Below are 24,781 nucleotides of genomic sequence, written 5' to 3'. Positions count from 1 at the left end.
GCACATGTTCAAGTTTCTCTGCGGCGCTTCGCTGCTCGCGGTGGCCGGCCTGGTGGCCGCCAACCTGCCCGACATCAAGCGGTACCTGCGCATGCGCTCCATGTGAGCGCATCCGAACGGTGGACCTCGGACGGTCCCCGACGGCGTGGCGGGGCCGAAGGCCCCGCCCGTCGCCATGTAATGGACGGGCCGCGAAGCGGGGCCCGGCAACGGGCCCGCCCGGCCGCGGCGTCAGGAGAGCGCGATGCACGAGATGTCGATCGCCCTGGCCGTCGTCGGCCAGGTCGAGACGGCGGCGCGTGCGGCAGGCGGCGACGGTGCCGCGCCCACGGCCCGCAGCATCACCCTCAGGGTCGGCGAACTCGCCGGAGTGGTGCCGGACTCCCTGCGCTTCTGCTTCGAGCTCGCCTGCGCCGACACCCTGCTGGCCGGCGCCGAACTGACGACCCGGCACGTGCCCGGCCGTGCCCGGTGCGCCCCGTGCGCCGACGAGTGGGCCACCGGACTGCCGCCCGACCTGTGCTGCCCCCGTTGCGGCGGCGCCGCGAGCGAACTGGTCGCCGGCCGGGAACTGGAGATCGCCGAGGTGTGCTGGTCCGAACCGGCGTCCACGGCCCCACCGAAGGAGGACTGACGCCCTGTGTGCCGTGTGACCGAACTGCAGCAGGCGGTGCTCGCCAAGAACGACCGGAGCGCGGACGAGCTGCGCGCCGACCTCGCCGCCCGCGGCACGACCGTCGTCAACCTCCTCTCCAGCCCCGGCAGCGGCAAGACCGCGCTGCTGGAGGCGGAACTGCGGCTGGCGGGCGAGCGGGGCGTCCCCGTCGCCGCGCTGACCGCGGACCTGGCCACCGAGAACGACGCGGTCCGCCTCGCCCGCTCGGGGGCCCCGGTGAAGCAGGTGCTCACCGACGGCCTGTGCCATCTGGAGGCCGACATGCTCGGCGCCCACCTGGACGGCTGGCTGCCCGCCGACACCCGGCTGCTCTTCGTCGAGAACGTCGGCAACCTGGTCTGCCCGGCCTCCTACGACCTCGGCGAGACGCTGCGGGTGGCCCTCGCCTCGGTCACCGAGGGGGAGGACAAGCCGCTGAAGTACCCCAGCGCCTTCGGCCTCGCGCACCTGGTGCTGGTGACCAAGTTCGACATCGCCGAGGCGGTCGACTTCGACGGCGAGGCGTTCCTGGCCAACGTGCGCCGGGTCAACCCGGGCGTCGAGGTCGTCTTCACCTCGGCCCGGCGGGGGCAGGGCGTCGGCGCGCTCCTCGACCGGGCGCTCGCGGCCCACGAGCGCGGCGGCCCGGCGCACCGCCCGGTGATGGCGACCGCGCCGCAGTCCCACGGCCACGCGCACTCCCACGGCCAGGCCCGCTCCCACGACCAGGGTCCGGCCGCCCCGCACACCCACGGCCCCGGCCAGGGGCCCGGCCACGGAGCCGCCCACCCGCACGAGCACGCCCACTGAGGCCGTCGTGACCGCCCCGACCACCGCCTCCGTCGCGCAGCGACTCCCGGTCGAGCGCCGCCGCGTCACCGTCGAGGGCGTGGTGCAGGGCGTCGGCTTCCGGCCCTACGTCTTCGGCCTGGCCAACGAACTGCGGCTGACCGGGTACGTCACCAACACGGCCGAGGGCGTCGTCGCCGAGGTCGAGGGCGCCGGCGCGGACGTCGCCGCGTTCTGCGCCAGGCTGGCCCCCGAGGCGCCGCCGCTCGCGGTCGTGCAGTCGGTACGCCACGCGCCCGTCGCCGCGTGCGGCGACGCGGTGTTCACGATCAGGGCCTCACGCGCGGGAGGCGAGCGCCGCACCCTCGTGTCGCCCGACACCGCGACCTGCGACGCCTGCCTGGCCGAGTTGTGCGACCCGGGCGACCGCCGCTACCGGCACCCCTTCGTCACCTGCACGCACTGTGGACCGCGGTTCACCATCGTCACCGGCCTGCCCTACGACCGGGTCAACACCACGATGGCGGGATTCCCGATGTGCCCGCAGTGCGCACGGGAGTACGCCGATCCTGCCGACCGCCGCTTCCACGCCCAGCCCGTGGCCTGTCACGACTGCGGTCCGCGGCTGCGGCTGCTGGTCGCCGCGTCCGGCGGCCCGGTGGAGCGGCCCGGGGACCCCGTCGTCGCCACCCGGCGGCTGCTGGCCCAGGGAGCGATCGTCGCCGTCAAGGGCCTGGGCGGCTACCACCTGGCCTGCGACGCGGCCAACGAACGGGCCGTCAGTCTGCTGCGCACCCGCAAGGCGCGCGGCGACAAGCCCTTCGCACTGATGGCGGCCGACACCGACGCGGTCGCCGAGCTGGTGCACCTGGACGCCGAGGAGCGGGCGCTGCTCACCGGCGCGCGGCGGCCGATCGTGCTGCTGCGCCGCCGCGGGGACGCGGGGCCGCGCGCCCGCGCCGGGGTGGCAGACGCGGTCGCGCCCGGCAGCCCGGACCTGGGCGTGATGCTGCCCTACACTCCGGTGCACCACCTGCTGCTCGGCCTGCCCGGCGACGCCCCTGGACCGCGTCTGCTGGTGATGACCAGCGGCAACCTGGGCGGCGAGCCGATCGTCACCGACGAGACCGACGCGCTGGTCAGGCTCGCCCCGCTGGCCGACGCCTGGCTCACCCACGACCGTCCCATCCACGTGCCCTGCGACGACTCCGTGGTCCGCGTCGTCGACGGTGAGGAACTGCTGCTGCGCCGTTCGCGCGGCTACGCGCCGTTCCCGGTCGCCCTGCCCTTCTCCGTCGCGCCGACGCTGGCCGTCGGCGGGGACCTGAAGAACGCCTTCTGCCTCGGCCGCGACCGGCAGGCCTGGCTCTCCGCGCACATCGGCGACATGGACGACCTCGCCACCCTCACCGCCTTCGAGCGCGCGGAGCGGCAACTGGAGTCGATCAGCGGTGTGACGCCGCAACGGCTGGCCGTCGACCGCCACCCCGGCTACCGCTCCGGCGGCTGGGCCCGGCGCAACGCCGAGGGCCGCCCCCTGCACGGGGTCCAGCACCACCACGCCCATGTCGCCGCCGTCCTCGCCGAGAACGGCTGGAACGGAACCGGCCCGGTCCTGGGCGTCGCCTTCGACGGAACCGGCTACGGCGACGACGCCACCGTGTGGGGCGGGGAGTTCCTGCTCGCCGACTACGACGGCTTCCGCCGCCTCGCCCACCTCGCCCAGGTCCCGCTGCCCGGCGGCGACGCCGCCGTGCACCGCCCCTACCGGATGGCGCTGGCCCACCTGTACGCGGCCGGACTGCCGTGGACGCCGGGACTGCCCTGCGTCGAGGCCTGCCCCGAGGACGAGCGCAGGCTGCTGGCACGGCAGTTGGAGCGCGACCTGAACTGCGTGCCCACCTCCAGCGCGGGACGCCTCTTCGACGCGGTGTCCGCGCTGGCCGGGGTGTGCCAGGAAGCGCGCTACGAGGCGCAGGCCGCCGTCGAACTGGAGGCGGCCGCCCGGCTCTGGGACGGCCCGGTGCCCGAGCCCTACGCGTTCGCCCTCGACCGGCCGGGCGACGCGCCACTGCGCGTCGACGCCGCGCCGGTGCTGCGGGCCGTCGTCGCCGACCTCGGGGCGGGCGTCCCCGTGCGGCTGGTCGCGGCCCGCTTCCACGCCGGCCTCGCCGACGCGGTCCGGGAGGTCTGCGGCCGGCTGCGCGAGAGCACCGGCGTCGGCACGGTCGCGCTCAGTGGCGGCGTGTTCGCCAACACGCTCCTGCTGACGGCCGCTCTGGCCGGCCTGCGCGAGGACGGCTTCGCCGTGCTGCGGCACCGCCTGGTACCTCCCAACGACGGCGGACTGGCCCTCGGCCAGCTGGCCGTGACCGCCCGAACCTGATCAGCGCTAGCGAAACCGAGGAGAGCAGCCCATGTGCCTGGCGGTACCCGGCAAGGTCCTGGAGATCGAGGACAGGGAAGGGACCAGGATGGCCGTCGTCGACTTCGGCGGCGTGGTCAAGGAGGTGTGCCTGGAGTACCTGCCCGACCTGCAGGTCGGCGAGTACACCATCGTCCATGTGGGCTTCGCGCTCCAGCGCCTGGACGAGGAGTCGGCGCGGCAGACGCTGGCCCTGTTCGAGGGCCTTGGGCTGCTGGAGGAGGAGTTCGGCGACCAGTGGGCGATCGCCGCGAAGGCCGCCGGGGCCGAGCAGCCGACGGACGACGCCCCTGGCGGCGACGCGCACGGCGGCCCGCAGCGCGACGAGGAGGCGCGGGCGTGAAGTACCTCGAGGAGTTCCAGGACCCGCGGCTGGCCCGCCGACTGCTGGACGAGATCCACGCCGTGACGACCCGCCCCTGGGCACTGATGGAGGTCTGCGGCGGGCAGACGCACTCGATCATCCGGCACGGCATCGACCAGCTCCTGCCCGAGCAGGTCGAGTTGATCCACGGACCCGGCTGCCCCGTGTGCGTGACGCCGCTGGAGACCATCGACAAGGCCCTGGAGATCGCCTCCCGGCCCGGCGTGATCTTCTGCTCCTTCGGCGACATGCTGCGGGTGCCCGGCAGTGACCGCGACCTGTTCCAGGTCCGCAGCCACGGCGGCGACGTGCGCGTCGTCTACTCCCCGCTCGACGCCCTGCGGATCGCCCAGCAGAACCCCGAGCGCGAGGTCGTCTTCTTCGGCATCGGCTTCGAGACGACCGCGCCGCCCAACGCGATGACGGTGTACCAGGCCGAGAAGCTGGGCGTGAAGAACTTCAGCATGCTGGTCTCCCACGTCCGCGTGCCCCCGGCGATCGAGGCGCTGATGACCTCGCCCGACTGCCGGGTGCAGGCCTTCCTGGCGGCCGGGCACGTGTGCAGCGTCATGGGCACCGAGGAGTACCCGGAGCTGGCCGAGCGGTTCCGGGTGCCGATCGTGGTCACCGGCTTCGAGCCGCTGGACATCCTGGAGGGCGTGCGGCGCGCGGTGATCCAGCTGGAACGCGGCGACCACCGGGTCGAGAACGCCTATGAGCGCGCGGTGCGTCCGGAGGGAAACCCGGCCGCGCGCCGGATGCTCGCGGACGTCTTCGAGGTCACCGACCGTCCCTGGCGCGGCATCGGCACCATTCCCGCCAGCGGCTGGCGGCTGTCCGAGCGCTACCGGCCCTACGACGCCGAGCACCGCTTCGAGGTCGGCGACATCGCGACGCAGGAGCCGGCCGCGTGCCGCAGCGGCGAGGTGCTGCAGGGGCTGCTGAAGCCGCACGAGTGCGAGGCCTTCGGCACGACCTGCACCCCGCGCACCCCGCTGGGGGCGACGATGGTCTCCAGCGAGGGCGCCTGCGCCGCCTACTACCTCTACCGCCGGCTCGGCGGACCCGTCGCGGCCGCTGCGCCGACTGCCATGGAGGCGAGCCCCGTTGGCTGACATCCTCACCACCGACGCGGACCGGGAGAGCCCGGACTTCTCGAAGTTCAGCTGTCCCACGCCGCTGCGCAACGCCGAGCGGGTCGTCATGGGCCACGGCGGGGGCGGCATGCTCTCCGCCGAACTCGTCCGCGACGTGTTCGCCCCCGCCTTCGGCGGCGCGCACCTCGCCCAGCTCGGCGACTCCGCGGTGCTCGACCTGGGCGGGGCCAGGATCGCCTTCTCCACCGACACCTTCGTGGTGCGGCCGCTCTTCTTCCCCGGAGGCAGCATCGGCGACCTGGCGGTCAACGGCACCGTCAACGACCTGGCCATGAGCGGCGCCACGCCCGCCTACCTCGCCTGCGGCTTCGTGCTGGAGGAGGGCGTCGGCCTGGACACGGTCACCCGCGTGGCCGAGGCGCTGGGCGCGGCGGCCCGGCGGGCCGGGGTTGAGGTGGTCACCGGCGACACCAAGGTCGTCGAGTCCGGCCACGGCGACGGCGTCTACCTCAACACCTCGGGGCTCGGCCTGGTCGCCCCCGGCGTCGACATCCGCCCGCAGCGGGCCAGGCCCGGCGACGTCGTGATCGTCAGCGGCGACCTGGGCGTCCACGGCGTCGCGGTGATGAGCGTGCGGGAGGGCCTGGAGTTCGGCGTCGAGATCGTCAGCGACTGCGCCCCGCTCGGTGGTCTGGTCCAGGCGCTGCTGGCCGCCGTGCCGGACGTCCACGTGCTGCGCGACCCGACCCGCGGCGGACTGGCCGCCGCGCTGAACGAGATCGCAGTGGCCGCCGACGTCGGCGTGAGCGTCGACGAACGCGCGGTGCCGGTGCCGCCCGAGGTGGCCAACGCCTGTGCGGTGCTCGGCCTCGACCCCTGGTACGTGGCGAACGAGGGCAAGCTGGTCGCCTTCGTCCCCCGCGAGCAGGCGGAGGCCGCGCTCGCCGCGCTGCGCGCCCATTCGCTGGGCGCGCGCGCCGCGATCATCGGCGAGTGCACCGACCAGCACCCGGGCATGGTCGTCGCCCGCACCGGCCTGGGCGGCACCCGCGTGGTCGACCTCCCGCTCGGCGAGCAGCTGCCGCGCATCTGCTGACCGCCGTCCGCCACGCGCGCTCCGCCCTCCGGCCCGCCGGAGGGCGGAGTCGTTTCGGGCCAGGCCGAAACGTTGGTGGGCTCGACGCTGCGGTTGCGAGGCTGACGGGCGCGGCCGCCGGGCCGCATTCGCATCCGCATCTCACGAAGGGTGTGCCGCATGCGCACGACACTTCTCCGGGCCGGCCTGACGGCGGCCGCGATCACCTCGGCGCTCGCCGTCGCGGCGCCCGCCGCCTCGGCACAGACCGTGTGGGTCGTGGTCGGGAACTACTGGGGCACCAACGCCCAGGCAGCGTGCCAGGCGCAGGGACGCGCCGACGTGGCGAGTTCCAGCAGCCCCGCCATCGCCTTCGCCTGCTACGAGATCGACCGTCAGATCAAGAACGGCACCTACCAGGTGGGCTACCAGCTCAACGAGGAGTACCAGCGCGGCGCCGGCTGAGTCCCGACCCGCGCCTGCGGAACACACCCACCACCCGGCGCCGAACCGCGGGCGACCACCGTGTGCGGGTGGCCCTGCACCCCGGGGACCATCCGTTCGTGGGTGGCTTGTCGCGCAGTCCTCGCGCCCCTGGAGGCTGCGCCTCACAGCGTCCGGTAGGTGGCGTGGTCGAAGTCGGCGTAGCCGCCGTCCGCGCCGAGGTCCTGGACCCACAGGCCGACAAAGGCGCCGGTGAAGGCGGGGCTCGCGGCGCGCTTGGACACGATCACGGCGGTGCAGCCGGCGCGGCTGCCGGATGTGGTGGCCGGGCCCGGCAGCGCAGCTTGATGCGCGCTGTGAGCGGGGCGGTTCCCTCCTCGATCGGGCAGCTTCGTCGGACCGGAGGTTCCTGGTATGCCTCCGGGGTCGGTCGAGGAGGGGGGACGTCCCGCTTCCCTCGCCGATCCCACCCCCGCCGGCCAGGTGCCGATGCTGGGTCGCCCCTCCGAGGAGGGTCGGGGGTTCGGCAGCGCCCCGTAGCGGGGCTGCACTCACCCTGCCCGCCACATTCCCAGCCGCGGCGTGTAGAGGATCTCGCACGGGCGGCACCGGTTGCTCAGTCTGTGCAAGGCAGCCACGTCGCGTGTTTCGGCTCTCGGGGCCAGCGGCGTGCCGCAGAGGCTCGTGGAATCGCCCTGCGGCACCACGTGCCAGGCGAGGACGGCGCGGAACTCGTACTCGGCTTTGAGCTCGAAGGTCATGGTGCTCACCGGTATCCGGAATGCCGCGACTGGCGCGGACGGCGGACTCTGGCCGGAGGACGCGCGTCGGATGGTCGACCTCCAGCGTGCGCCTGAGACCTGCCGTGCGCGCTTGGGTCCTTCGGCCCTGATCAGCCGGCCGCTTGGCCTACTCGGGCGGATTGCCACTCGGCCGGGACCGGCCGAAGGCAGCACGCGCGCATCGCTTGCCCGGGTACGTTCCCCCCAGTTGGGGGGGCGGTAGGCGGGACCGCGGTATGACGGATGCTCCTGCCGCGACTAGGGTTCCGTGCTTGTGCAGAAGGAATCAGTGGGTTCGACATCCGCGCCGGGTCCGATGGGTACCCCCGCCGTTCGGCGGGGGTTGGTGCGGCCCGTGTTCGTTGACGCCACGGGTCGCCGTCAGCGCCGGGTGCGGCGGCTGGGACGTGTCCTGATGGTGCCCGCGATCGGTTATGTCGGACTTCTGGTCAGCACTGCGCTGGGAGGTCCCACCGTCGACTCGCCGTATCTGCCGCTACCCGGTGCCCCGGGAGCGAGCCATGCGCCTGCGGCAGCACCCTCGAAGGGCGCACCGGGTGACGGAGGCGCGCAGCAGAGCGGGGGTGCTGGGCCGGGAAGCCGCACCACGGTCGGCGCCGGCGGTGGGGCGACCGGGGACACAGGGCAGTCGAGGGGGGCGGGAGGAGTCACGCCGGGCGCTGGTTCCACGTCGGCAGGTGCGCCCGTTCCGGGGCCCACGCCGTCCGCCCCTGCGACGGTTTCGGCGGTGCCGAGCGCCAGTGCCACGGCGGCCCACGGGCGCAGCACCCACACCGCCACGCCGCCTGGGGCGTCGAACCACCCGACCAAGAAGGCGTGAGCCGCACCATGAATGCTTCTTCTCCCTCGGCTCGTCGCGGTCGGCGTCGTTCGGTCCGTGAGGTGCCGCTGCGGACGCACTGGCTGCTGCTCGGCACGCTCGCGGTGACGCTGACGCTTGCGCTGCTTATCGAGGGCTACACCCAGCACATGTTCGGCAGCACGCCGGACGGTGCGGGCATGACGCAGGGGACATCCGTGCACGTTCCGGGCGCGGTCGTCGGTGGTGGGCCGGTGCTCGCCCCCCAGGGCGGGGCGGCCGGGACGCCGCGTACCGCGCGCCCGCGGCCGGGCACCGTCGCGCTGACCTTCGACGACGGTCCGGACCCGACGTGGACCCCGCAGATCCTTGCGGTGCTGCGCCGGCACGGCGTGCACGCGACCTTCTTCGTGATCGGCGAGAACGTCAGCGCCCATCCCGGCGTGACGTCGCAGATCGTGGCGGACGGCAACGAGCTCGGGGTGCACACCTTCACCCACCCGAATCTGGGCCTGATCCCGGCGTGGCAGCGCACGCTGCAGTTGCGTGAGACGCAGCTGGCCATCGCCGGGGCGACCGGGCGGACCACGACGTTGCTGCGTCCGCCCTACTCGGCGGGCAACGACTCGCTCGACGACGCCGACTGGGCGGCGGTCCAGCAGGCCGGCAGCGAGGGCTACCTGACCGTCCTGACCACGCGGGACACCGAGGACTGGCAGCGCCCCGGCGTAGCGAAGATCGTCGCCAACGGCGCTCTCCCAGGTGTGCGGAGCGGAAAGCTGCCCATTGGGCAGGTGGTGCTCATGCACGACGCGGGCGGGGATCGCTCGCAGTCCGTGGCGGCACTCGATCGATTGCTGACGCGGTACCAGCAGCAAGGGCTCACGGTCGGCACGGTCAGCGCGACGACCGGGCTCTCCGCACCGATGACCAAGGCGCCCTCGGTGGACCACTGGACGGGCCTGGCGCTGATCTGGGCACTGCTGGGCAGCCACTGGCTGCTGACGGTCCTCGGCTGGTTCATGTACGCGGCCGGCGGCCTGAGCGTGTTGCGCGCCGTGGTCAGTGTGATCGCGGCCCGGCGCCACAAGCGCCTCTCGCAGTACGCCTGGGGTGACCCCGTCACCGAGCCGGCGACGGTGATCGTGCCCGCCTACAACGAGAGCGCGGGCATCGAGGCGGCGGTGCGCTCGCTGGTGGCACAGGACCATCCGGTGGAGATCCTGGTCGTGGACGACGGCTCCTCGGACGGCACCGCGGACATCGCCGAGTCACTGGGTCTGCCCGGGGTGCGGGTGATCCGCAAGGAGAACGGCGGCAAGCCCTCCGCTCTGAACACCGGCATCGCGAACGCCTCGTTCGACCTGCTGGTGATGGTGGACGGCGACACGGTCTTCGAACCGGACGCGGTCAGGAAGCTGATCCAGCCTTTCGCCGACCCCAAGGTGGGCGCGGTGTCGGGCAACGCGAAGGTGGTCAACCGTGGTGGTCTGCTGGGGCGCTGGCAGCACATCGAGTACGTGGTCGGCTTCAACCTGGACCGCAGGCTCTTCGACCTGGCCGAGTGCATGCCCACCGTGCCCGGCGCGGTCGGCGGCTTCCGCCGCGAGGCGCTGGAACGGGTCGGCGGCCTGGCGGAGGACACCTTGGCGGAGGACACCGACCTGACCATGGCGTTGTGCCGGGACGGTTGGCGGGTGGTCTACGAGGAGCAGGCCGTCGCCTGGACCGAGGCCCCGGCGTCGCTGGGGGCGCTGTGGAGGCAGCGCTACCGCTGGTGCTACGGCACGATGCAGGCGATGTGGAAGCACCGCGGCGCGCTGCTCCAGGGCGGCGCGGCGGGCAAGCTGGGCCGCCGCGGCCTCGGCTACCTGCTGCTCTTCCAGGTGCTGCTGCCGCTGCTGGCGCCGGTGGTGGACATCTTCGCGCTCTACGGGCTGGTCTTCCTCGACCCCTGGCACGTGCTCGGTCTCTGGTTCGGCTTCCTGGCCCTGCAACTGCTGATGGGGCTCTACGCGTTCCGCCTGGACGGCGAGCGCCCCGGTGCGCTGTGGAGCCTGCCGCTGCAGCAGTTCGTCTACCGGCAGCTGATGTACCTGGTGGTGATCCAGTCCGCGATCACGGCCGTGGCCGGCGTCCGGCTGCGCTGGCAGCGGATGGAACGCTACGGCTCCCTCCAGGCCCCGACCGGCCTGGGCGCGCCGGTCGGGAGCTTCACCCAGACCGGACCGGGGACGCAGCTGACCAACATCCCGATCCCCGGGCAGGGGTCCGGCTTGAACCTGGGCCAAGAGTGGCTGGACGAGGTGCGCGCCGAGACGCAGCCCACGTTCTACGCGGCGGGCAGCCCGGAGCCTTCGTACTACGAACCGGTTCCCCAGGCGTACCCGCAGCAGCCCGGCTACGTGCAGCCGCCGCAGTACCCGCACCAGTCGGGCCACTGGCCCGAGCAGCAGGTCGTTCAGCCGCCTTACGGGTCCTGGCCCAATGGTCAGGACCCGCAGTCGGGGCACTGGTCGGGCTGAGGCCCGACGGTCAGTTCTGGCGGAGCGCGGGCATCGGGACGGGGACGTTGTAGGTGCTGGAGCCGACGCCGACGCCGCCCTGGCAGGTGTTGGGCGGGTCCGTGGTGACGCCGCGGGTGGAGGGCATCTCAGCGGCCCAGAACATGTAGCCGAGCATCCCGGAGGTGGACCCGGCGCCTGCAGGGGCCGCCGCCTGGAGCCAGCTGCCGGTGGTGTTCTCCAGCGAGGACGCGAAGTTGTTGCACTCGGGCAGTACCTGGGGCTGGCCCGCGAGGTAGACGCTGCCGGTGAACTTCGCGGGGGCGAGCGGGGCGATCGGCGGGCTGTAGTTCGGCTTGCCGGTGATGTGCTCCTGCCAGTTCGACTCGGCTCCGCTGGTCGAGGGCTGCTTGTTGGGAACCATCGCGTTGGCGTAATCGAGCACGGGGTTGGCGGTGCTGAGCCAGTTCGGGGTGGCGTACTGGGTCAGCGCGATCAGGTAGCGGTCGCCGGCGGCGAGGTCGATCGTCAGACGTGCGGCCGGATTCGAACCGGTCGCGTCGTAAGGGTGGGCGGCCCGGTAGGCAGTGATGAAGGACTGCAGGCCGGTAACGTCGGGGCTGGAGGAGTTCTCGTAGTCGATCTCCATGCCGACACCGAGTTGCGTGGCCAGAGCTGCGGCCTTCTGCCCCAGCAGAGTGGGGTTCTGGCTGAGGGCGGTGTCCCAGTTGCCGGTGTAGGTGATCCCGCCGATCGAGAGCATCACGCGAACGCCGTGGCTGGTGAAGTAGTTGACCACGGCCTGGTTCATGCCGACCGGTGCGCCGTTGACGTCGCCGGAGTCGTTGGTGCTGTTGAGCAGCTTGAGCGGGTCGACGAAGGCGAGGACGACGAGGTTGACGGACGGGTGTCCGTCGCCGCGGTCGATCAGCCAGTGGTTGTTGGTGTCGAAGTCGGTCATGTTGCGGACGGTGCCCCAGGTACAGGCATCGTTACCGCAGTGCCACGCCCCGTAGACCTGAATCGAGGACGCGGCTGCCGCCTGCGCCGCGGGCGCGGCGGCCGTCCCGGTCACCGCCGCGCCCACCAGGAGAGCGGCTCCTGCCAGAGATTTGAGACGGCCTGTGTGCATGCGCATTCCTTGCCTCCAGGGGACAGGGACTGTGGGGGGTGCGTGCGTGGATCACAGGGTGGAGTGGAGTCCGACACTCCGTCAATGGTCTGTACCTACTCGGGACTGGCGAGGGTCAGTCGCCTAGGGACGTCGCGCCATGCGGCACCGGTCCGCAGCACGTACATGACGCCAGCGAGTGCCGCTCGGTCGGGAATCCGCAGTCGTCCGGGGAGGCGGCGGCATCGCTCGGGAGCGGGTGGCAACAGCGGAGCCACCCGCTGCCTGAAACAGCACAACTTCAGGCGCTCCAAGGCCGCCCCGGAAGACCGGTGAGCCACAATCCGGGGGAGGAGGTTCCCCATGTTCACGCACGAACTGCGTGAGCATCACATGGCCCAGGTCCCGGTGACTCTGGGGGCTCTGGCCGGCTCGGGGATTGTCCGGGGCCCCGGGCGTTGGCTCACCGAGGCCCCGGACGGGCCCGATGGTCGGTCGGGCCACGGGGCGGAGGGCCGACGGGGGAGACGGCGCGTCTCGGCGCGCCTCCTCCTCGGCGTGCACCCCCCGGCGCACCGTGAGAGCAGGTCTGCCAGGTCGCGGAAAGTGACGTCAGCGCGGAGCAGCCGGTGACCGTTCCGGTCGGGCAGGTGCTCGGCCACTGGTTCGACGACCAGCCCTCCACACAGACGTACCGGAACACGATGCCGCACCACACGTTCACCGGCTGATCCGACCACTTGCCAGGAGGGGCTGGGTGCGCGCTGCGCGCCCCGCCCTTTTGCACAACGTTGGAAACAGGACACGAGCATGACAGCACGCTGCTCAGGGCTTGTCCAGACCTCTCGCTCACCGGCCATCTCGGACACTCTGCGCGCGGGCCCGACGGATCCTCCTCAGGGCGGCAATGACCTGGTGAAATGCCTGAACCTTCGCGCCCGTTCAACCGAGGGGAGGTCAAGCACCCTTCGCACCAAGGTTCTTGACAGCGAGTCGGCCATGCTTCATGGTCCTCTACATCGTTGGAAACCGGCGGGTAGTCAGGCAGCCGCGGACGCCCCCGCCGTGCCCCTCGCGCACCTTCCTCCACCCTTCCCTCTCGCAGTCAAGGATGTGATCGGGCGCATGAACCCCACCCTGCGCGCCAAGACCCCCGTCGCCGCCCTGCTCGCCGCGGGCCTCTGCCTGACGGCGGCCGCCTGCACGAACGCCGGCTCCACCACGGCCTCCGGCGGCTCCTCCGCGAGCGCGGAGAACTCCGCGGCCGCCCAGCAGGTGGTCTCGCCCTCGGCGAGCGCCGCCGGGCCCGCCTGCACGTACCAGAGTTACGGCGGCGGCGTCCCGAAGCTGGACATCACCGACGGCAGGACGATCGTCGGGTTCTCCCAGTCCGAGTCCACCAGCAACCCGTTCCGCGCCACCGAGACCTCCAGCATCGAGGCCCAGGCCAAGAAGCTGGGCGTCAAGCTGATCGAGCGCAACGCCAACGCCGACGTCAACGCGCAGAACTCGCAGATCGAGGACATGATCGCGCAGGGCGCGAAGGTGCTGAGCGTGGCTCCGGAGAACTCAGACGGCCTCGGACCGGCGCTGGCCCAGGCCAAGGCCAAGAAGATCCCGGTGCTCACCATCGACAGAACCGTCACCGGCTCCGCCTGCAGCGACTTTGTGGCGTTCATCGGCTCCAACTTCTACGGCCAGGCGCAGATCGCCGCCGACGACCTGGCGGGCGCGACCGACAGCACCGCCCACGTGGCGATCCTCTCAGGCACCCCCGGCAACAACGTCTCCACCGACCGCACCAACGGCTTCCTCGACGAGGTCAAGGCCAAGTACCCGAACATCCAGGTCGTGGCCTCGCAGACCGGCAACTTCGACCAGACCGACGGCCAGAAGGTCATGGAGCAGCTGCTCCAGGCGCACCCGGACATCAACGCCGTCTACGCCGAGAACGACGAGATGGCCCTCGGTGCGATCCAGGCGATCCGTTCCGCCGGGAAGACCCCGGGCAAGGACATAAAGATCGTCTCGATCGACGGGATCCAGCAGGCCGTACAGGACGTCGTCGCCGGGCAGCTGGTCGCCGACATCGAAACCAACCCGCGCTTCGGACCGCTCGCCTTCCAGTCCCTCCAGGACCTCTACGGCGGCACCGGCGTCCAGTCCAAGGTGATCATCAAGGACGGCCACTTCACCAGCGCCAACGCCCAGCAGGCGCTGGCCCAGGGCCTCGTCTACTGACGGAGCTGCCACCACCCGCGCACCGGGAGACGGCGTCCGCAGCGCGCCGCCGTCTCCCCGCGCCCGCCCCCGAAGGAGGAGGTGCGACATGGTCCTCGCGGACCGCACCGACCCGGCCGACCACCCCGTCCTGGAGGCGTCCGGGATCGACAAGAGCTTCGCCGGCGTCCACGCCCTGCAGGGGGTGAACCTGACGCTGCGCGCCGGCCAGGTGCACGCGCTCGTCGGAGAGAACGGCGCCGGCAAGTCGACGCTGATCAAGGTGATGACCGGCGTCCACCGGCCCGACGCCGGAGGCCTGCGCTTCGGCGGCCGGGAGCGGGAGTTCCGCAGCCCGCTGGAGGCGCAGAAGGCGGGGATCTCCACCATCTACCAGGAGGTCAACCTCGTCCCGATGATGTCGGTGGCGCGCAACCTCTTCCTGGGCCGGGAACCGCGCCGCCTCGGGCTGCTCGAGGTCCGCCGGATGAACCGCGAGGCCGCGCAGGTCCTGGCCCGCTACGGCGTCGACGTGGACGTCACCCGTCCGCTGCAGACGCTGGGGCTGGGCGCGCAGCAGATGGTGGCACTGGCCCGCGCCGTGCAGGTCGATGCCCGCGTCGTGATCATGGACGAGCCCACCTCCTCGCTCGAACCGCGCGAGGTGGAGACGCTCTTCCGGGTCATCCGGGGCCTCACCGCCCAGGGCATCGCCGTCGTCTACGTCAGCCACAGGCTCGACGAGCTCTACGCCGTCTGCGACCAGGTGACCGTGCTGCGCGACGGCCGGGTCGTGCACAGCGGCGAGCTGGCCGGGCTGCAACGGCTGGAACTGGTCTCCCTGATGCTCGGCCGGGAGCAGAGCGTGGTGCGCGCCAAGGGCACCACCGCGTTCGGGAGCGCACACCGCCGCCACGCCGACGGGACGCCCGCGCTGCGCGCCGAAGGACTGACGGTCCGCCACCGGATCGACGGCGTCTCCTTCGACGTGCACGCGGGCGAGGTGGTCGGGCTCGGCGGCCTGCTGGGCTCCGGACGCAGTGAGACCGCCAAGGCGGTCGTCGGCGCGCTGGGCGCGGCCGCGGGCCGCGTCGAGGTGGCCGGCCGCCTGTTGACCCGGCGCAGCCCGGCCGCGGCGATCCGCGCGGGCGTGGTGCTGCTGCCGGAGGACCGCAAGGTCGAGGGGATCATCCCGAACCTCTCCGTCCGCGAGAACATCGTGCTCGCCGCCCTGCCCCGCCTCTCCCGTGCGGGCGTGGTGTCCCGCGCCCGCCAGGACGAGATCGTCGACCGCTTCGTGCGGCGGCTGCGGATCAAGACCTCCGGCCCGGACCAGAAGGTCAGCGACCTCTCCGGCGGCAACCAGCAGAAGGTACTGCTCGCCCGCTGGCTCTGCCTCGACCCCGAGGTGCTGCTGCTGGACGAGCCGACCCGCGGCATCGACGTCGGCGCGAAGGCCGAGGTCCAGGCCCTCATCGACGAACTGGCGGCGGACGGCCTCGGCGTCCTGCTGATCTCCTCCGACCCGGAGGAACTGATCGAGGGCTCGGACCGCGTGGTCGTCCTGAAGGACGGCACGGTCGTCGGTGAACTGACGGGCGACCAGGTCAGCGAATCCGGCCTCCTCACCGCCCTGGCCGCAGGCGCGGCGGACCCGTCCGGCCCGGCGCCGGACACCCTCGCGGCCCATGCCGCGAGCGAGGCGCCCGAAGCCGCCGCCTCCGGCGCGCGCACCCCGGCGCAAGGCCCTGGCACGGCCGGTGATTCCACCGAGTCCGGAGCTGAGGGCCCCGGGGCTGCTGATGCCGACTCACCCGGTCGGGAGCAGGCCCGCGGCCTGTCCGGTGATTCAGCCGAGCCGGGAACCCGGGAGGGCGGGGCCGCCGATGCGGCCGGTTATTCCGCCGAGTTCGGAGCCGGAGGGCCCGGGGCCGCGGATGCCGACCAGGCCGATCTGGAGCAGGTCCGCCGAGTGTCCGGCGATTCCGCCGAGCCGGGCGCCGCCGAGGCGGCCGTGCTCGTCCGGGCCGAGGAAACCGACGGGAATCCCGTCGAGCCCAAGGGCATGGCCGAGGCGGGCGGCTCTGCCGATCCCGGCGCGCCTGGCGCGGCATCCGCCGCGTCCGAGTACCCCCAGAGGAAGGGCACCTCCCGATGACCGCCCTCGGATTCGCGGACATCGTCCGTGACCGTGACCGCAGCCTGCGACTGCTCCAGAGCTACGGCGTCTACGCCGCGCTCGTCGTGCTGTTCGCGGTCTCCGTCGCGTTGGACACCGGTTTCCTGTCCGCGGGCAACATCCGGATCCAGCTGTTCCAGGTCGCCCCGACGCTACTGGTCGCCCTCGGCATGGCGCTGGTGATCGGCACCGAGGGGATCGACCTCTCCGTCGGGGCCGTCATCGCCCTGTCCGCCGCCGTCATTCCGCTGTACCTGGGCTGGGGGCTCCCGGTCGCCCTGCTCGTCGCCCTCGCGCTCGGCGCGGTGAGCGGGCTCGCCGCAGGGGCGATGGTCGCCTTCACCAGGGTCCAGCCCATCGTGGCCACGCTCGCCCTGATGATCGGGGTGCGCGGCCTGGCCGAACTGGTCAACGGGAGCTCGGCCAAGCCCGTCACCGACTCCGCCCTGCTCTCGCTCGGCGCGGACGGGTTCGCCGGGGTTCCGCTGATGGCCTGGCTCGCCGCCGTCTGCGTCGCGCTGACCGGCGTGCTGGTGCACCGCACCACCTTCGGACGTCAGCTGGTCGCGGTCGGCGACAACCGGCGCGCCGGCCGCCTGGCCGGACTCCCCGTGCGCCGGGTGCTGCTCACCGTCTACCTGCTCTCCGGCGTTCTCGCCGCCCTCGCGGGCGCGCTCATCGTCGGCCACGGCGCCGAGGCCGACCCGGCCAACCAGGGCCTGAACATGGAGCTCGACGCCATCACCGCCGTCGTCGTCGGCGGCACCCCGCTGACCGGCGGCCGGGTGCGGGTGCTCGGCACCGTCGCCGGGGCGCTGTTCATGCAGCTGATCAGCGCCGTGCTGACCCAGCACAACGTGCACACCTCCGTCACCCAGATCGTGGAGGCCGCCATCATCTGCTTCGCCGTGTACGCCTCCCAGGAGCGTGGTACCCGATGAGCCCCACCGTCCTGACCTCCGCCCCACCGGACCAGGAACCCGGACCCCGGCGGACGCCCCGCGCCACCACGCCGACCGGCGGCGAGCGGCGCGAACGGCTCGCCGCCCAGGTGCAGCGCCGCGGCGCGCTGGTGGTGCTGGTGCTCGTCGCCGTCGTCGCCTCCTCGGTGTCGGCCACCTTTCCCACCTGGTCGAACCTCAGCGCCATCCTGGGCAACAACGCCTTCGTCTGGCTGCTCGCGCTCGGCATGACCTTCGTCATCATCACCGGCGGCATCGACCTCTCCGTCGGCTCGATGTACGCCCTCGGCGGCGTACTCGCCGCCTACGGCGCGCAGACGCAGGGCACCTGGCTGGCGATCCTGCTGCCGCTGGCCGTCGGCGCGGCCTGGGGAGCCGTGCACGGCCTGCTCGTCGCCCGCGCCGGGATGGCGCCGTTCATCGTCACCCTCGCCGGACTCCTCGGAGCCCGCGGCCTGCTGCAACTGGTCACCAGCGAGGGCGCCACCACCTACCTGGTCCCGGCCGGCTCCGCCTTCCGCAGCCTCGGCGCCGGCACCTGGACCCCCGTGCTGATCGTCGCGGTCCTGTTCGGCCTCGGCGCCGTGCTGCTCACCCGGACCAGGTTCGGCGCGGACCTGACCGCCATCGGCGGCAACGAGAACGCCGCGCGGCTGATGGGCCTGCCCGTCGTCCGCAGCAAGCTGCTGGTCTACGTGCTCTCCGCGACGCTCGCCGCCGCGGCCGGAGCGCTCGGCAGCGCCCGCCTCGGCTCCGGGGTCACCACCATCGGCATCGGCTACGAGCTGACCGCCATCGCCTCCGTCGTCATCGGCGGCACGCTGCTCACCGGCGGCAGCGGCTCGGTCGGCGGGACCGTCAGCGGCGTCCTGCTGCTGGCCGTGATCCACAACCTGATCGACCAGTACGCCTCCCAGTACGGCTCCGCGTTCACCGACACCGTGAACGGCGGCTTCCTCGCCCTGGTCGTGCTCGCCCAGGCGTTGCTCGACCGCGGCCGGCAGGAGGAGTGACCAGCGCCCCCCAGCCGACGGTCGGGAGACCGGCCGTCGGGCCGCCGAGCACAAGGAAGTCGAGGGAAGCAGCGCCGTGGGCGTGAGCCTCAAGGACGTCGCGTTGCGCGCGGGAGTGTCGGTCAAGACCGTCTCCAACGTCGTCAACGACTACCCCCACATCAGACCCGGCACCAGGGAGCGCGTCCAGCGCGCCATCGATGAGCTGGGATACCGACCCAACGCCACCGCCCGTCATCTGCGCACCGGCCGCAGCGGGATCATCGCCCTGGCCGTCCCCGAACTGGGCAACCCCTACTTCGCGGACCTCGCCGCGGCCGTGATCGACGCCGCGGCGCACCACCGGCACACGGTGCTGCTGGACCACACGGCCGGACGGCGCGTGAACGAGACCCTGGTCTCGCAGGGCTTCCGCTCCCACCTCATCGACGGGCTGATCCTCAGCCCGATCCAGCTGGAGAACGAGGATCTGCTCAGCCGCCCGGACGGCCCCCCGCTGGTGCTGCTCGGCGAACGCGAGTACGACGCCCCCTACGACCACATCGCCATCGACAACGTCGCCGCCGCCCGGTTGGCGGTGCGTCACCTCATCGACCTGGGCCGACGCAGGATCGCCTTCGTCGGCGCACGCCGCGAGAGCCTCCGGCAACCCGCCCACCTGCGGCTGCGCGGCTGGCGCGAGGAGATCCTGCGGGCCGGCGGCACACCGAGGGATGACCTCGTGGTCGCCACCGACGGCTACGACCGGCTCGACGGCGCGGTGGCCATGACCAGGCTGCTCGACCTGCCCGAACCGCCCGACGCGGTGTTCGCCTACAACGACCTGGTCGCCCTGGGCGCGCTGCGGGTCCTGGCCGAACGCGGCCTGCGGGTCCCGCAGGACGTGGCCGTCGTCGGCTTCGACGACATCGAGGACGGCCGCTACGGCGGCGTCTCGCTGACCACCGTCGCCCCCGACAAGGCGGCGATCGCGCGCCTCGCCGTCGACTGCCTGATCACCCGGATCGAGGCCGGCCCCGACCGGGCACCGATCCTCCCGCGCCGCATCCTGCCCGGACACACTCTCGTCGTCCGCGAGTCCACCACGGGCCGCGCGGCCCCCGCGCACCGGCCCGCGGCGCCCGGACTGGCCACGGCCGCGGCCCCGGGCGGCTGCGTCGATCCGTGACCCCGCACCCGGCGAAGACTCCTGACGACCAGTCATCCGCATCCCGCCCCTCCCCGCCGCGCACGACGAGAAGGACGAGAAGGACCCCATGCCGCAGCCCCAGCTGACCCGCGCCCCGTTCGGCGCCCTGCCGGACGGCGCCGCCGTCGCCCGCTGGATCCTCGACTCGGGGACCGGCGTGCGGGCGGAGGTGCTCGAGTACGGCGGCATCCTGCACCGTCTCGAGGTGCCCGACCTCTCGGGCCGCTCCGACACCGTCGTGCTCGGTCTCGCCGACCTCGCCGCCTACCGGGCGGACACCGCCTACCTCGGCGCCCTCGTCGGCCGCTACGCCAACCGCCTCGCGCACGGCCGGTTCACCCTCGACGGGGTCACCCGCCAGGTGCCGCCCAACGACCGTGGCCACGCCCTGCACGGCGGCCCTGACGGCTTCAACCGCCGCCTTTGGCGGGCCACCCCCCAGCCCGGGCCCGAGGCGGCCGCGCTCCGGCTCGACCTGCGCAGCCCCGACGGCGACATGGGCTTCCCGGGCACCCTCGACGTCGCCGCCGTCTACACCCTGGACCGGCACGGCACCCTGCGCCTCGACCTCACCGCCCGTACCGACCGGGCCACCCCGGTGAGCCTCACCCACCACGCCTACTTCCACCTCGGCGGGCCCGGCCGCGGCGACGTCCTGGGCCACCGGCTCGCGGTGGACGCCGACGCCTATCTGCCGGTGGACGCCGAATCCATCCCGCTCGGCGCGCCGACCGCGACCGCCGGCACGGCCTTCGACCTGCGCGAGCCGCGGGTCCTCGCGGAGCGCATCGGCCAGGACGATCCGCAGCTCGCCGCGGCCGGCGGCTACGACCACTGCTTCGTGCTCGCCCCGCCGCCGGGCCCGGGCGCGCTGCGCCGCGCGGCCAGGCTCCACGATCCGCGCGGCGGACGCCGGATGGAGGTCTGGACGACCGAGCCGGGCCTCCAGGTCTACACCGGCAACAGCCTCGACGGCTCCCTGCGCGGCCCCGACGGCAAGCGCCTGGAGCGCCACGCCGCGGTGTGCCTGGAAACCCAGCAGTTCCCCGACGCCCCCAACCGCCCGGACTACCCCGACCCGGTGCTCCGCCCGGGCACGGCCCGTCACAGCACCACGGAGTTCCGCTTCCCCCACCTCTCCGCACGCGCCGAGGAACGGTGAACCTCGATGACCCGCCACCCGACGCCTGTCCCCGCCGCCCCGGCTGCGCCCTCCCGCCGGAGGCCGGGATCGGAACGCCCGCTCGGCTCTGCGACGCAGGCGCGCCGCGCCTGGCTCGCACGTGGCGTGGCGCGACCGCAGGCGGGCGGGGGGAACGGGCGACCTGTGCCGAGTCGGTCCGGTGCCGGTCGCCCGTGTCCGCCCGACTTATCCTGCTGCACGCATGACCGCGCGTCAGCGCGAGCTGGTGCTGCTCTCGCGCACCACGACGCGGTAGCCCGGCGTGATCAGTCGGCTCGGGCCGTCGTACCGGCCCTCGATCCGTTCCATCAGGCAGCGCACCGCGAGTTCCGCGATGTGGCGCTTGTCGGGGGCCACCGTGGTCAGGGAGGGGATCGCGTACTCGGCCTCCTCGACGTCGTCGAAGCCGACGATCGCAATGTCGTCGGGGACGCGCAGGCCGGCCTCGTGCGCGGCGCGGAGCGCGCCCAGGGCCAGCAGGTCGTTGAAGCAGAACACCGCGTCCGGCCGCTGCGGCAGCTTCAGCAGGCGGCGCATCGCCGAGGCGCCGTCGGGGCGGAAGTAGGCCCGCACCGGCGGCAGCAGGGCCTGATCGACCGTCAGGCCCGCTTCCTCCAGCGCCGTGCGGTAGCCGGACAGCCGCTGCTCGGCGGTGGCGCGCGGGGAGGGGTCCTGCCAGCCGATGGCGGCGATGCGGCGGTAACCCTCGTCGATGAGGTGCCGGGTCACCGCGTGCGCTCCCGCCACGTTGTCGATGTGCACCCGGTCCGCGACCGGGCCCAGGTCGGCCTCGCCGAGCAGGACCAGCGGGATCTCGCGGGAGCGGGACAGCAGCGTCGCCTGGTCCAGGCCGAGCGGGCTGAGGATCACCCCGTCGATCATCGGATCGCCCAGACCGGAGGCGATGCGCAGCTCGGCCGCCGGGTCCCCGCCCGTGTCGTCCATCAGCACGGTGATGCCGACCCGTCTCGCGGCGGCGATCACTTCGACGGCGAGCTCCGCGAAGTAGGGCGAAGGCAGCTCGGGGAAGGCCAGGGCGATCACTCCGCTGCGGCCGGTGCGCAGCCGACGGGCCGTCACGTTCGGCTGGTAGCCGAGCGCGTCGATGGCGCGCTGGACGCGCTCGCGCGTCGGCTCGGCCACCGGCGTCGTGCCGTTGACCACGTTGGAGACGGTCTTGACGGACACCTGGGCGAGCTCGGCCACGTCCTTGAGACGTGGTGCCGTCGGACCCTCGGTCGGCACGGACATGCCTGCACCCCCACTTTCCGCCGACCGTGCGCGAGGGAGCGGGGCCGGCACCTGCGCCGCGACTACAACGTGAGAATACAAGGTCACCGGTGATCTGCCGTCAGGTCTGCCGCATCCGTCGGACGCCGGGTGGAGCGCGGGCGCCGCCACGGGCCGCGCCCCGACCGCGCACCGGTTCGGCAATGCCCAGCAAGGCCAGAGCAAGGCCCGCGCAAGGTCCCTTCCGCTGTTCGCTCCCCTCCACCCCAGGAGCCACCATGTCCAGTCACCCCACTCCCGGCGGCCCGCCCCGACCCCTCCGCCGGATACGCCTGGCCGTCCGCTCGGCCGTGGCGACGCTCGCGCTCGTCCTCGCCGCGCTCGTCGGCCTGCCCGCCGTCGGGCACGCGGCCGGATCGCTGCCCTGCGATCTGTACGCCTCCGGCGGCACCCCGTGCGTCGCCGCGCACAGCACCGTCCGCGCCCTGTTCTCCTCCTACAACGGCCCGCTCTACCAGGTCACCAGGGTCTCCGACGGCGCCACCGCCGACATCGGCCTGCTGGCCGCCGGCGGGTACGCCAACTCCGGCCAGCAGGACGCCTTCTGCGCCGGGTCCAGCTGCCGGATCACCCGGATCTACGACCAGACCTCGCGCCACAACGACCTGACCCCCGGCCCGTCCGGCACCTCCGGCATGGGCGCGGACCGCGGTGCCGACGCGAGCGAGATCGCCGTCACCGCCGGCGGGCACAAGGTGTACGGCGTGTGGATCTCGCCCGGCGTCGGCTACCGCTACACCGGCGCGGCCTCCGGCGTCGCGGTCAACGGCCAGGCCGAGGGCGCCTACATGGTCGCCAGCGGCACGCACGTCGGCTCGGCCTGCTGCTTCGACTACGGCAACGCCGAGAGCACCCCGTCCGACACCGGCAACGGGCACATGGACGCCGTCAGTCTCGCCACCACCTGCTACTTCCCGCCGTGCACCGGTTCCGGCCCCTGGGTCGAGGCGGACATGGAGAACGGCATGTTCCAGGGGAACAACGGCTCCAACACCGCCAACGCGGGCAACAGCAGCACCTACGTCACCGCCGTGCTCAAGGACAACGGCCAGACGACCTACGCCCTCAAGGGCGGCAACTCGCAGTCGGGCGGCCTCTCCACCTGGTGGAACGGCGCGCTGCCGACCCGCGGCGGCTACATGCCGATGCACCAGGAGGGCGGCATCATCCTGGGCACCGGCGGTGACAACAGCAACTGGAACATGGGCACCTTCTTCGAGGGCGTCATGGTCTCCGGCTTCTCGAGCGACGCCACCGAGAACGCGGTCCAGTCGAACATCGTCTCCGTCGGCTACGCGGGGGAGACCAACGTGCCCAACGGCCCGCAGGGCACCATCGCGGGGCCCGGCGGCCAGTGCGTCGACGTCGCCGCCGACGACACCGGCGTCGACGGCACGGCGGTCCAGCTGTGGAACTGCCAGTCCTACGCCGAGGACCAGCACTGGACCCACAACGCCGACGGCTCGCTCAGCACGATCAGCCGCTGCCTGGACATCAACGGCAACGGGACGGCGGCGGGCACGCCGGTGGAGTTGTGGGACTGCAACGGGGTGGGTGGTCAGAAGTGGGTGCAGCAGTCGGACGGTTCGCTGCTGAACCCGCAGTCGGGTCTGTGTCTGGACGATCCGAGCGGCAACACGGCCAACGGCACCCGGCTGCAGATCTGGACCTGCAACGGCAGCTCCGCGCAGAAGTTCGCGGTCGACGGCGGCGCGCCGGTCGTGGGCCCCGGCGGCCAGTGCGTGGACGTCATCGGTGACGACAACGGCGCGAACGGCACCGCCATCGACCTGTGGGGCTGCCAGTCCTACGCCGTCGACCAGCACTGGTTCCACAACGCCGACACCTCGCTGCGGACGCTCGGGCGCTGCCTGGACATCAACGGCAACGGGACGGCGGCGGGCACGCCGGTGGAGTTGTGGGACTGCAACGGGGTGGGTGGTCAGAAGTGGGTGCAGCAGTCGGACGGTTCGCTGCTGAACCCGCAGTCGGGTCTGTGTCTGGACGATCCGAGCGGCAACACGGCCAACGGCACCCGGCTGCAGATCTGGACCTGCAACGGCAGCTCCGCGCAGAAGTTCGCGGTCGACGGCGGCGCGCCGGTCGTGGGCCCCGGCGGCCAGTGCGTGGACGTCATCGGTGACGACAACGGCGCGAACGGCACCGCCATCGACCTGTGGGGCTGCCAGTCCTACGCCGTCGACCAGCACTGGTTCCACAACGCCGACACCTCGCTGCGGACGCTCGGGCGCTGCCTGGACATCAACGGCAACGGGACGGCGGCCGGTACACCGGTGGAGTTGTGGGACTGCAACGGGGTGGGTGGTCAGAAGTGGGTGCAGCAGTCGGACGGTTCGCTGCTGAATCCGCAGTCGGGTCTGTGTCTGGACGATCCGAGCGGCAACACGGCCAACGGCACCCGGCTGCAGATCTGGACCTGCAACGGCAGCTCCGCGCAGAAGTTCGCCCTGCACTGACCGCACGGCGCTGCTGAACCCCCGGCGGGCGGGCGCGACGGGCACTCCGTCGCTCCCGCCCGCCGGGCCAGGCGTCTTTCACCCGGGAGGACCAGGAATGCGGGTCCATTGGGGTGGGGGGAACGGGCGTATCCGTGTGCCGGACGTCCCCGTGGCGTAGGGTGCGACGGGTGGGGGCGTAGCCAGACGTGGATCCGGCCCC

20 protein-coding genes and 1 pseudogene are annotated in these 24,781 nt (G+C 72.7%); 16 read left to right on the top strand and 5 right to left on the bottom strand.

Annotated elements, in window-relative coordinates; genetic code table 11:
* Positions 1-4 precede the first annotated feature (4 nt).
* The 8 genes from BS83_RS48895 (at position 5) to BS83_RS14015 (ending at position 6,870) form a co-directional block, all read left to right on the top strand.
* Entirely contained in the window at positions 5-106 is a 102-nt protein-coding gene (locus BS83_RS48895; RefSeq protein ID WP_408640998.1) for a DUF6893 family small protein, read from the top strand.
* Positions 107-244: 138 nt separating this feature from the next.
* Positions 245-634, top strand: coding sequence for a hydrogenase maturation nickel metallochaperone HypA/HybF (locus tag BS83_RS14045; protein ID WP_037604227.1), 390 nt, complete (start codon positions 245-247; stop codon positions 632-634).
* Between the two features lie 6 nt (positions 635-640).
* The gene (hypB, locus tag BS83_RS14040) at positions 641-1,465 is read left to right on the top strand and encodes a hydrogenase nickel incorporation protein HypB (RefSeq protein WP_037604226.1); all 825 of its coding nucleotides are present in this window, start codon (positions 641-643) and stop codon (positions 1,463-1,465) included.
* A gap of 7 nt (positions 1,466-1,472) precedes the next feature.
* The gene (gene hypF, locus BS83_RS14035; RefSeq protein ID WP_037604225.1) at positions 1,473-3,830 is read left to right on the top strand and encodes a carbamoyltransferase HypF; all 2,358 of its coding nucleotides are present in this window, start codon (positions 1,473-1,475) and stop codon (positions 3,828-3,830) included.
* Positions 3,831-3,861: 31 nt separating this feature from the next.
* Positions 3,862-4,212, top strand: coding sequence for a HypC/HybG/HupF family hydrogenase formation chaperone (locus BS83_RS14030; RefSeq protein WP_037604224.1), 351 nt, complete (start codon positions 3,862-3,864; stop codon positions 4,210-4,212).
* A complete protein-coding gene (gene hypD, locus BS83_RS14025) occupies positions 4,209-5,348 on the top strand; it encodes a hydrogenase formation protein HypD (RefSeq protein ID WP_037604223.1) in 1,140 nt (379 codons plus the stop codon). Before BS83_RS14030 ends, hypD begins: the two co-directional genes overlap by 4 nt.
* Positions 5,341-6,426, top strand: coding sequence for a hydrogenase expression/formation protein HypE (hypE, locus tag BS83_RS14020; protein WP_051943031.1), 1,086 nt, complete (start codon positions 5,341-5,343; stop codon positions 6,424-6,426). Before hypD ends, hypE begins: the two co-directional genes overlap by 8 nt.
* A gap of 159 nt (positions 6,427-6,585) precedes the next feature.
* A complete protein-coding gene (locus BS83_RS14015; RefSeq protein WP_037604222.1) occupies positions 6,586-6,870 on the top strand; it encodes a hypothetical protein in 285 nt (94 codons plus the stop codon).
* A 143-nt stretch (positions 6,871-7,013) separates the two neighbouring features.
* On the opposite strand, the gene BS83_RS47505 is transcribed toward BS83_RS14015, so the two are convergent.
* Complete coding sequence (locus tag BS83_RS47505; RefSeq protein WP_232248292.1) at positions 7,014-7,133, bottom strand: beta-xylosidase family glycoside hydrolase; 120 nt, start codon at positions 7,131-7,133, stop codon at positions 7,014-7,016.
* 267 nt (positions 7,134-7,400) lie between these two features.
* Complete coding sequence (locus BS83_RS14010; protein ID WP_157597175.1) at positions 7,401-7,610, bottom strand: hypothetical protein; 210 nt, start codon at positions 7,608-7,610, stop codon at positions 7,401-7,403.
* An 858-nt stretch (positions 7,611-8,468) separates the two neighbouring features.
* On the opposite strand from BS83_RS14010, the gene BS83_RS14005 reads away from it, so the two are divergent.
* Positions 8,469-10,976 (top strand): bifunctional polysaccharide deacetylase/glycosyltransferase family 2 protein, encoded by a 2,508-nt coding sequence (locus tag BS83_RS14005; RefSeq protein ID WP_332262332.1) that lies wholly within the window; start codon positions 8,469-8,471, stop codon positions 10,974-10,976.
* A 10-nt stretch (positions 10,977-10,986) separates the two neighbouring features.
* Here the strand turns inward: BS83_RS14005 and BS83_RS14000 are convergent, their stop codons facing one another.
* Both BS83_RS14000 and BS83_RS49125 read right to left on the bottom strand, forming a co-directional pair.
* Positions 10,987-12,087: a glycoside hydrolase family 18 protein gene (locus BS83_RS14000; protein WP_232248290.1), complete on the bottom strand. Its 1,101-nt coding sequence runs from the start codon at positions 12,085-12,087 to the stop codon at positions 10,987-10,989.
* Positions 12,088-12,182: 95 nt separating this feature from the next.
* Positions 12,183-12,431 carry a transposase gene (locus BS83_RS49125; RefSeq protein ID WP_084713471.1) on the bottom strand — a complete coding sequence of 83 codons (249 nt, stop codon included), beginning with the start codon at positions 12,429-12,431 and terminating at the stop codon, positions 12,183-12,185.
* A 760-nt stretch (positions 12,432-13,191) separates the two neighbouring features.
* Between BS83_RS49125 and BS83_RS13990 the strand changes: the two genes are divergently transcribed.
* The 6 genes and pseudogenes from BS83_RS13990 to BS83_RS13965 all read left to right on the top strand — a co-directional run bounded on the left by BS83_RS13990 (position 13,192) and on the right by BS83_RS13965 (position 20,791).
* Positions 13,192-14,307, top strand: a complete 1,116-nt coding sequence (locus tag BS83_RS13990; protein ID WP_037604217.1) for an ABC transporter substrate-binding protein — start codon at positions 13,192-13,194, stop codon at positions 14,305-14,307.
* An 88-nt stretch (positions 14,308-14,395) separates the two neighbouring features.
* Positions 14,396-15,943: pseudogene (locus tag BS83_RS13985) on the top strand (sugar ABC transporter ATP-binding protein); the annotation flags it as partial.
* A 497-nt stretch (positions 15,944-16,440) separates the two neighbouring features.
* Entirely contained in the window at positions 16,441-17,406 is a 966-nt protein-coding gene (locus tag BS83_RS13980) for an ABC transporter permease (RefSeq protein ID WP_037604215.1), read from the top strand.
* The gene (locus BS83_RS13975; protein ID WP_037604214.1) at positions 17,403-18,440 is read left to right on the top strand and encodes an ABC transporter permease; all 1,038 of its coding nucleotides are present in this window, start codon (positions 17,403-17,405) and stop codon (positions 18,438-18,440) included. The genes BS83_RS13980 and BS83_RS13975 overlap by 4 nt, the downstream gene beginning before the upstream one ends.
* Positions 18,441-18,516: 76 nt before the next feature.
* A complete protein-coding gene (locus tag BS83_RS13970) occupies positions 18,517-19,608 on the top strand; it encodes a LacI family DNA-binding transcriptional regulator (RefSeq protein WP_051943030.1) in 1,092 nt (363 codons plus the stop codon).
* An 88-nt stretch (positions 19,609-19,696) separates the two neighbouring features.
* Positions 19,697-20,791 (top strand): aldose epimerase family protein, encoded by a 1,095-nt coding sequence (locus BS83_RS13965; RefSeq protein ID WP_037604213.1) that lies wholly within the window; start codon positions 19,697-19,699, stop codon positions 20,789-20,791.
* 234 nt (positions 20,792-21,025) lie between these two features.
* Here the strand turns inward: BS83_RS13965 and BS83_RS13960 are convergent, their stop codons facing one another.
* Positions 21,026-22,063: a LacI family DNA-binding transcriptional regulator gene (locus BS83_RS13960; protein WP_037604212.1), complete on the bottom strand. Its 1,038-nt coding sequence runs from the start codon at positions 22,061-22,063 to the stop codon at positions 21,026-21,028.
* 257 nt (positions 22,064-22,320) lie between these two features.
* Here BS83_RS13960 and BS83_RS13955 point away from each other — a divergent pair, with 257 nt between their 5' ends.
* Entirely contained in the window at positions 22,321-24,579 is a 2,259-nt protein-coding gene (locus BS83_RS13955; RefSeq protein WP_084713467.1) for an arabinofuranosidase catalytic domain-containing protein, read from the top strand.
* Positions 24,580-24,781 lie beyond the last annotated feature (202 nt).

The sequence above is a fragment of the Streptacidiphilus rugosus AM-16 genome (assembly GCF_000744655.1).
In the GTDB taxonomy this organism is placed as follows: domain Bacteria; phylum Actinomycetota; class Actinomycetes; order Streptomycetales; family Streptomycetaceae; genus Streptacidiphilus; species Streptacidiphilus rugosus.
Note: the sequence above shows the minus strand (reverse complement) of the source record. Positions and strands in the feature narration are given on the sequence as shown.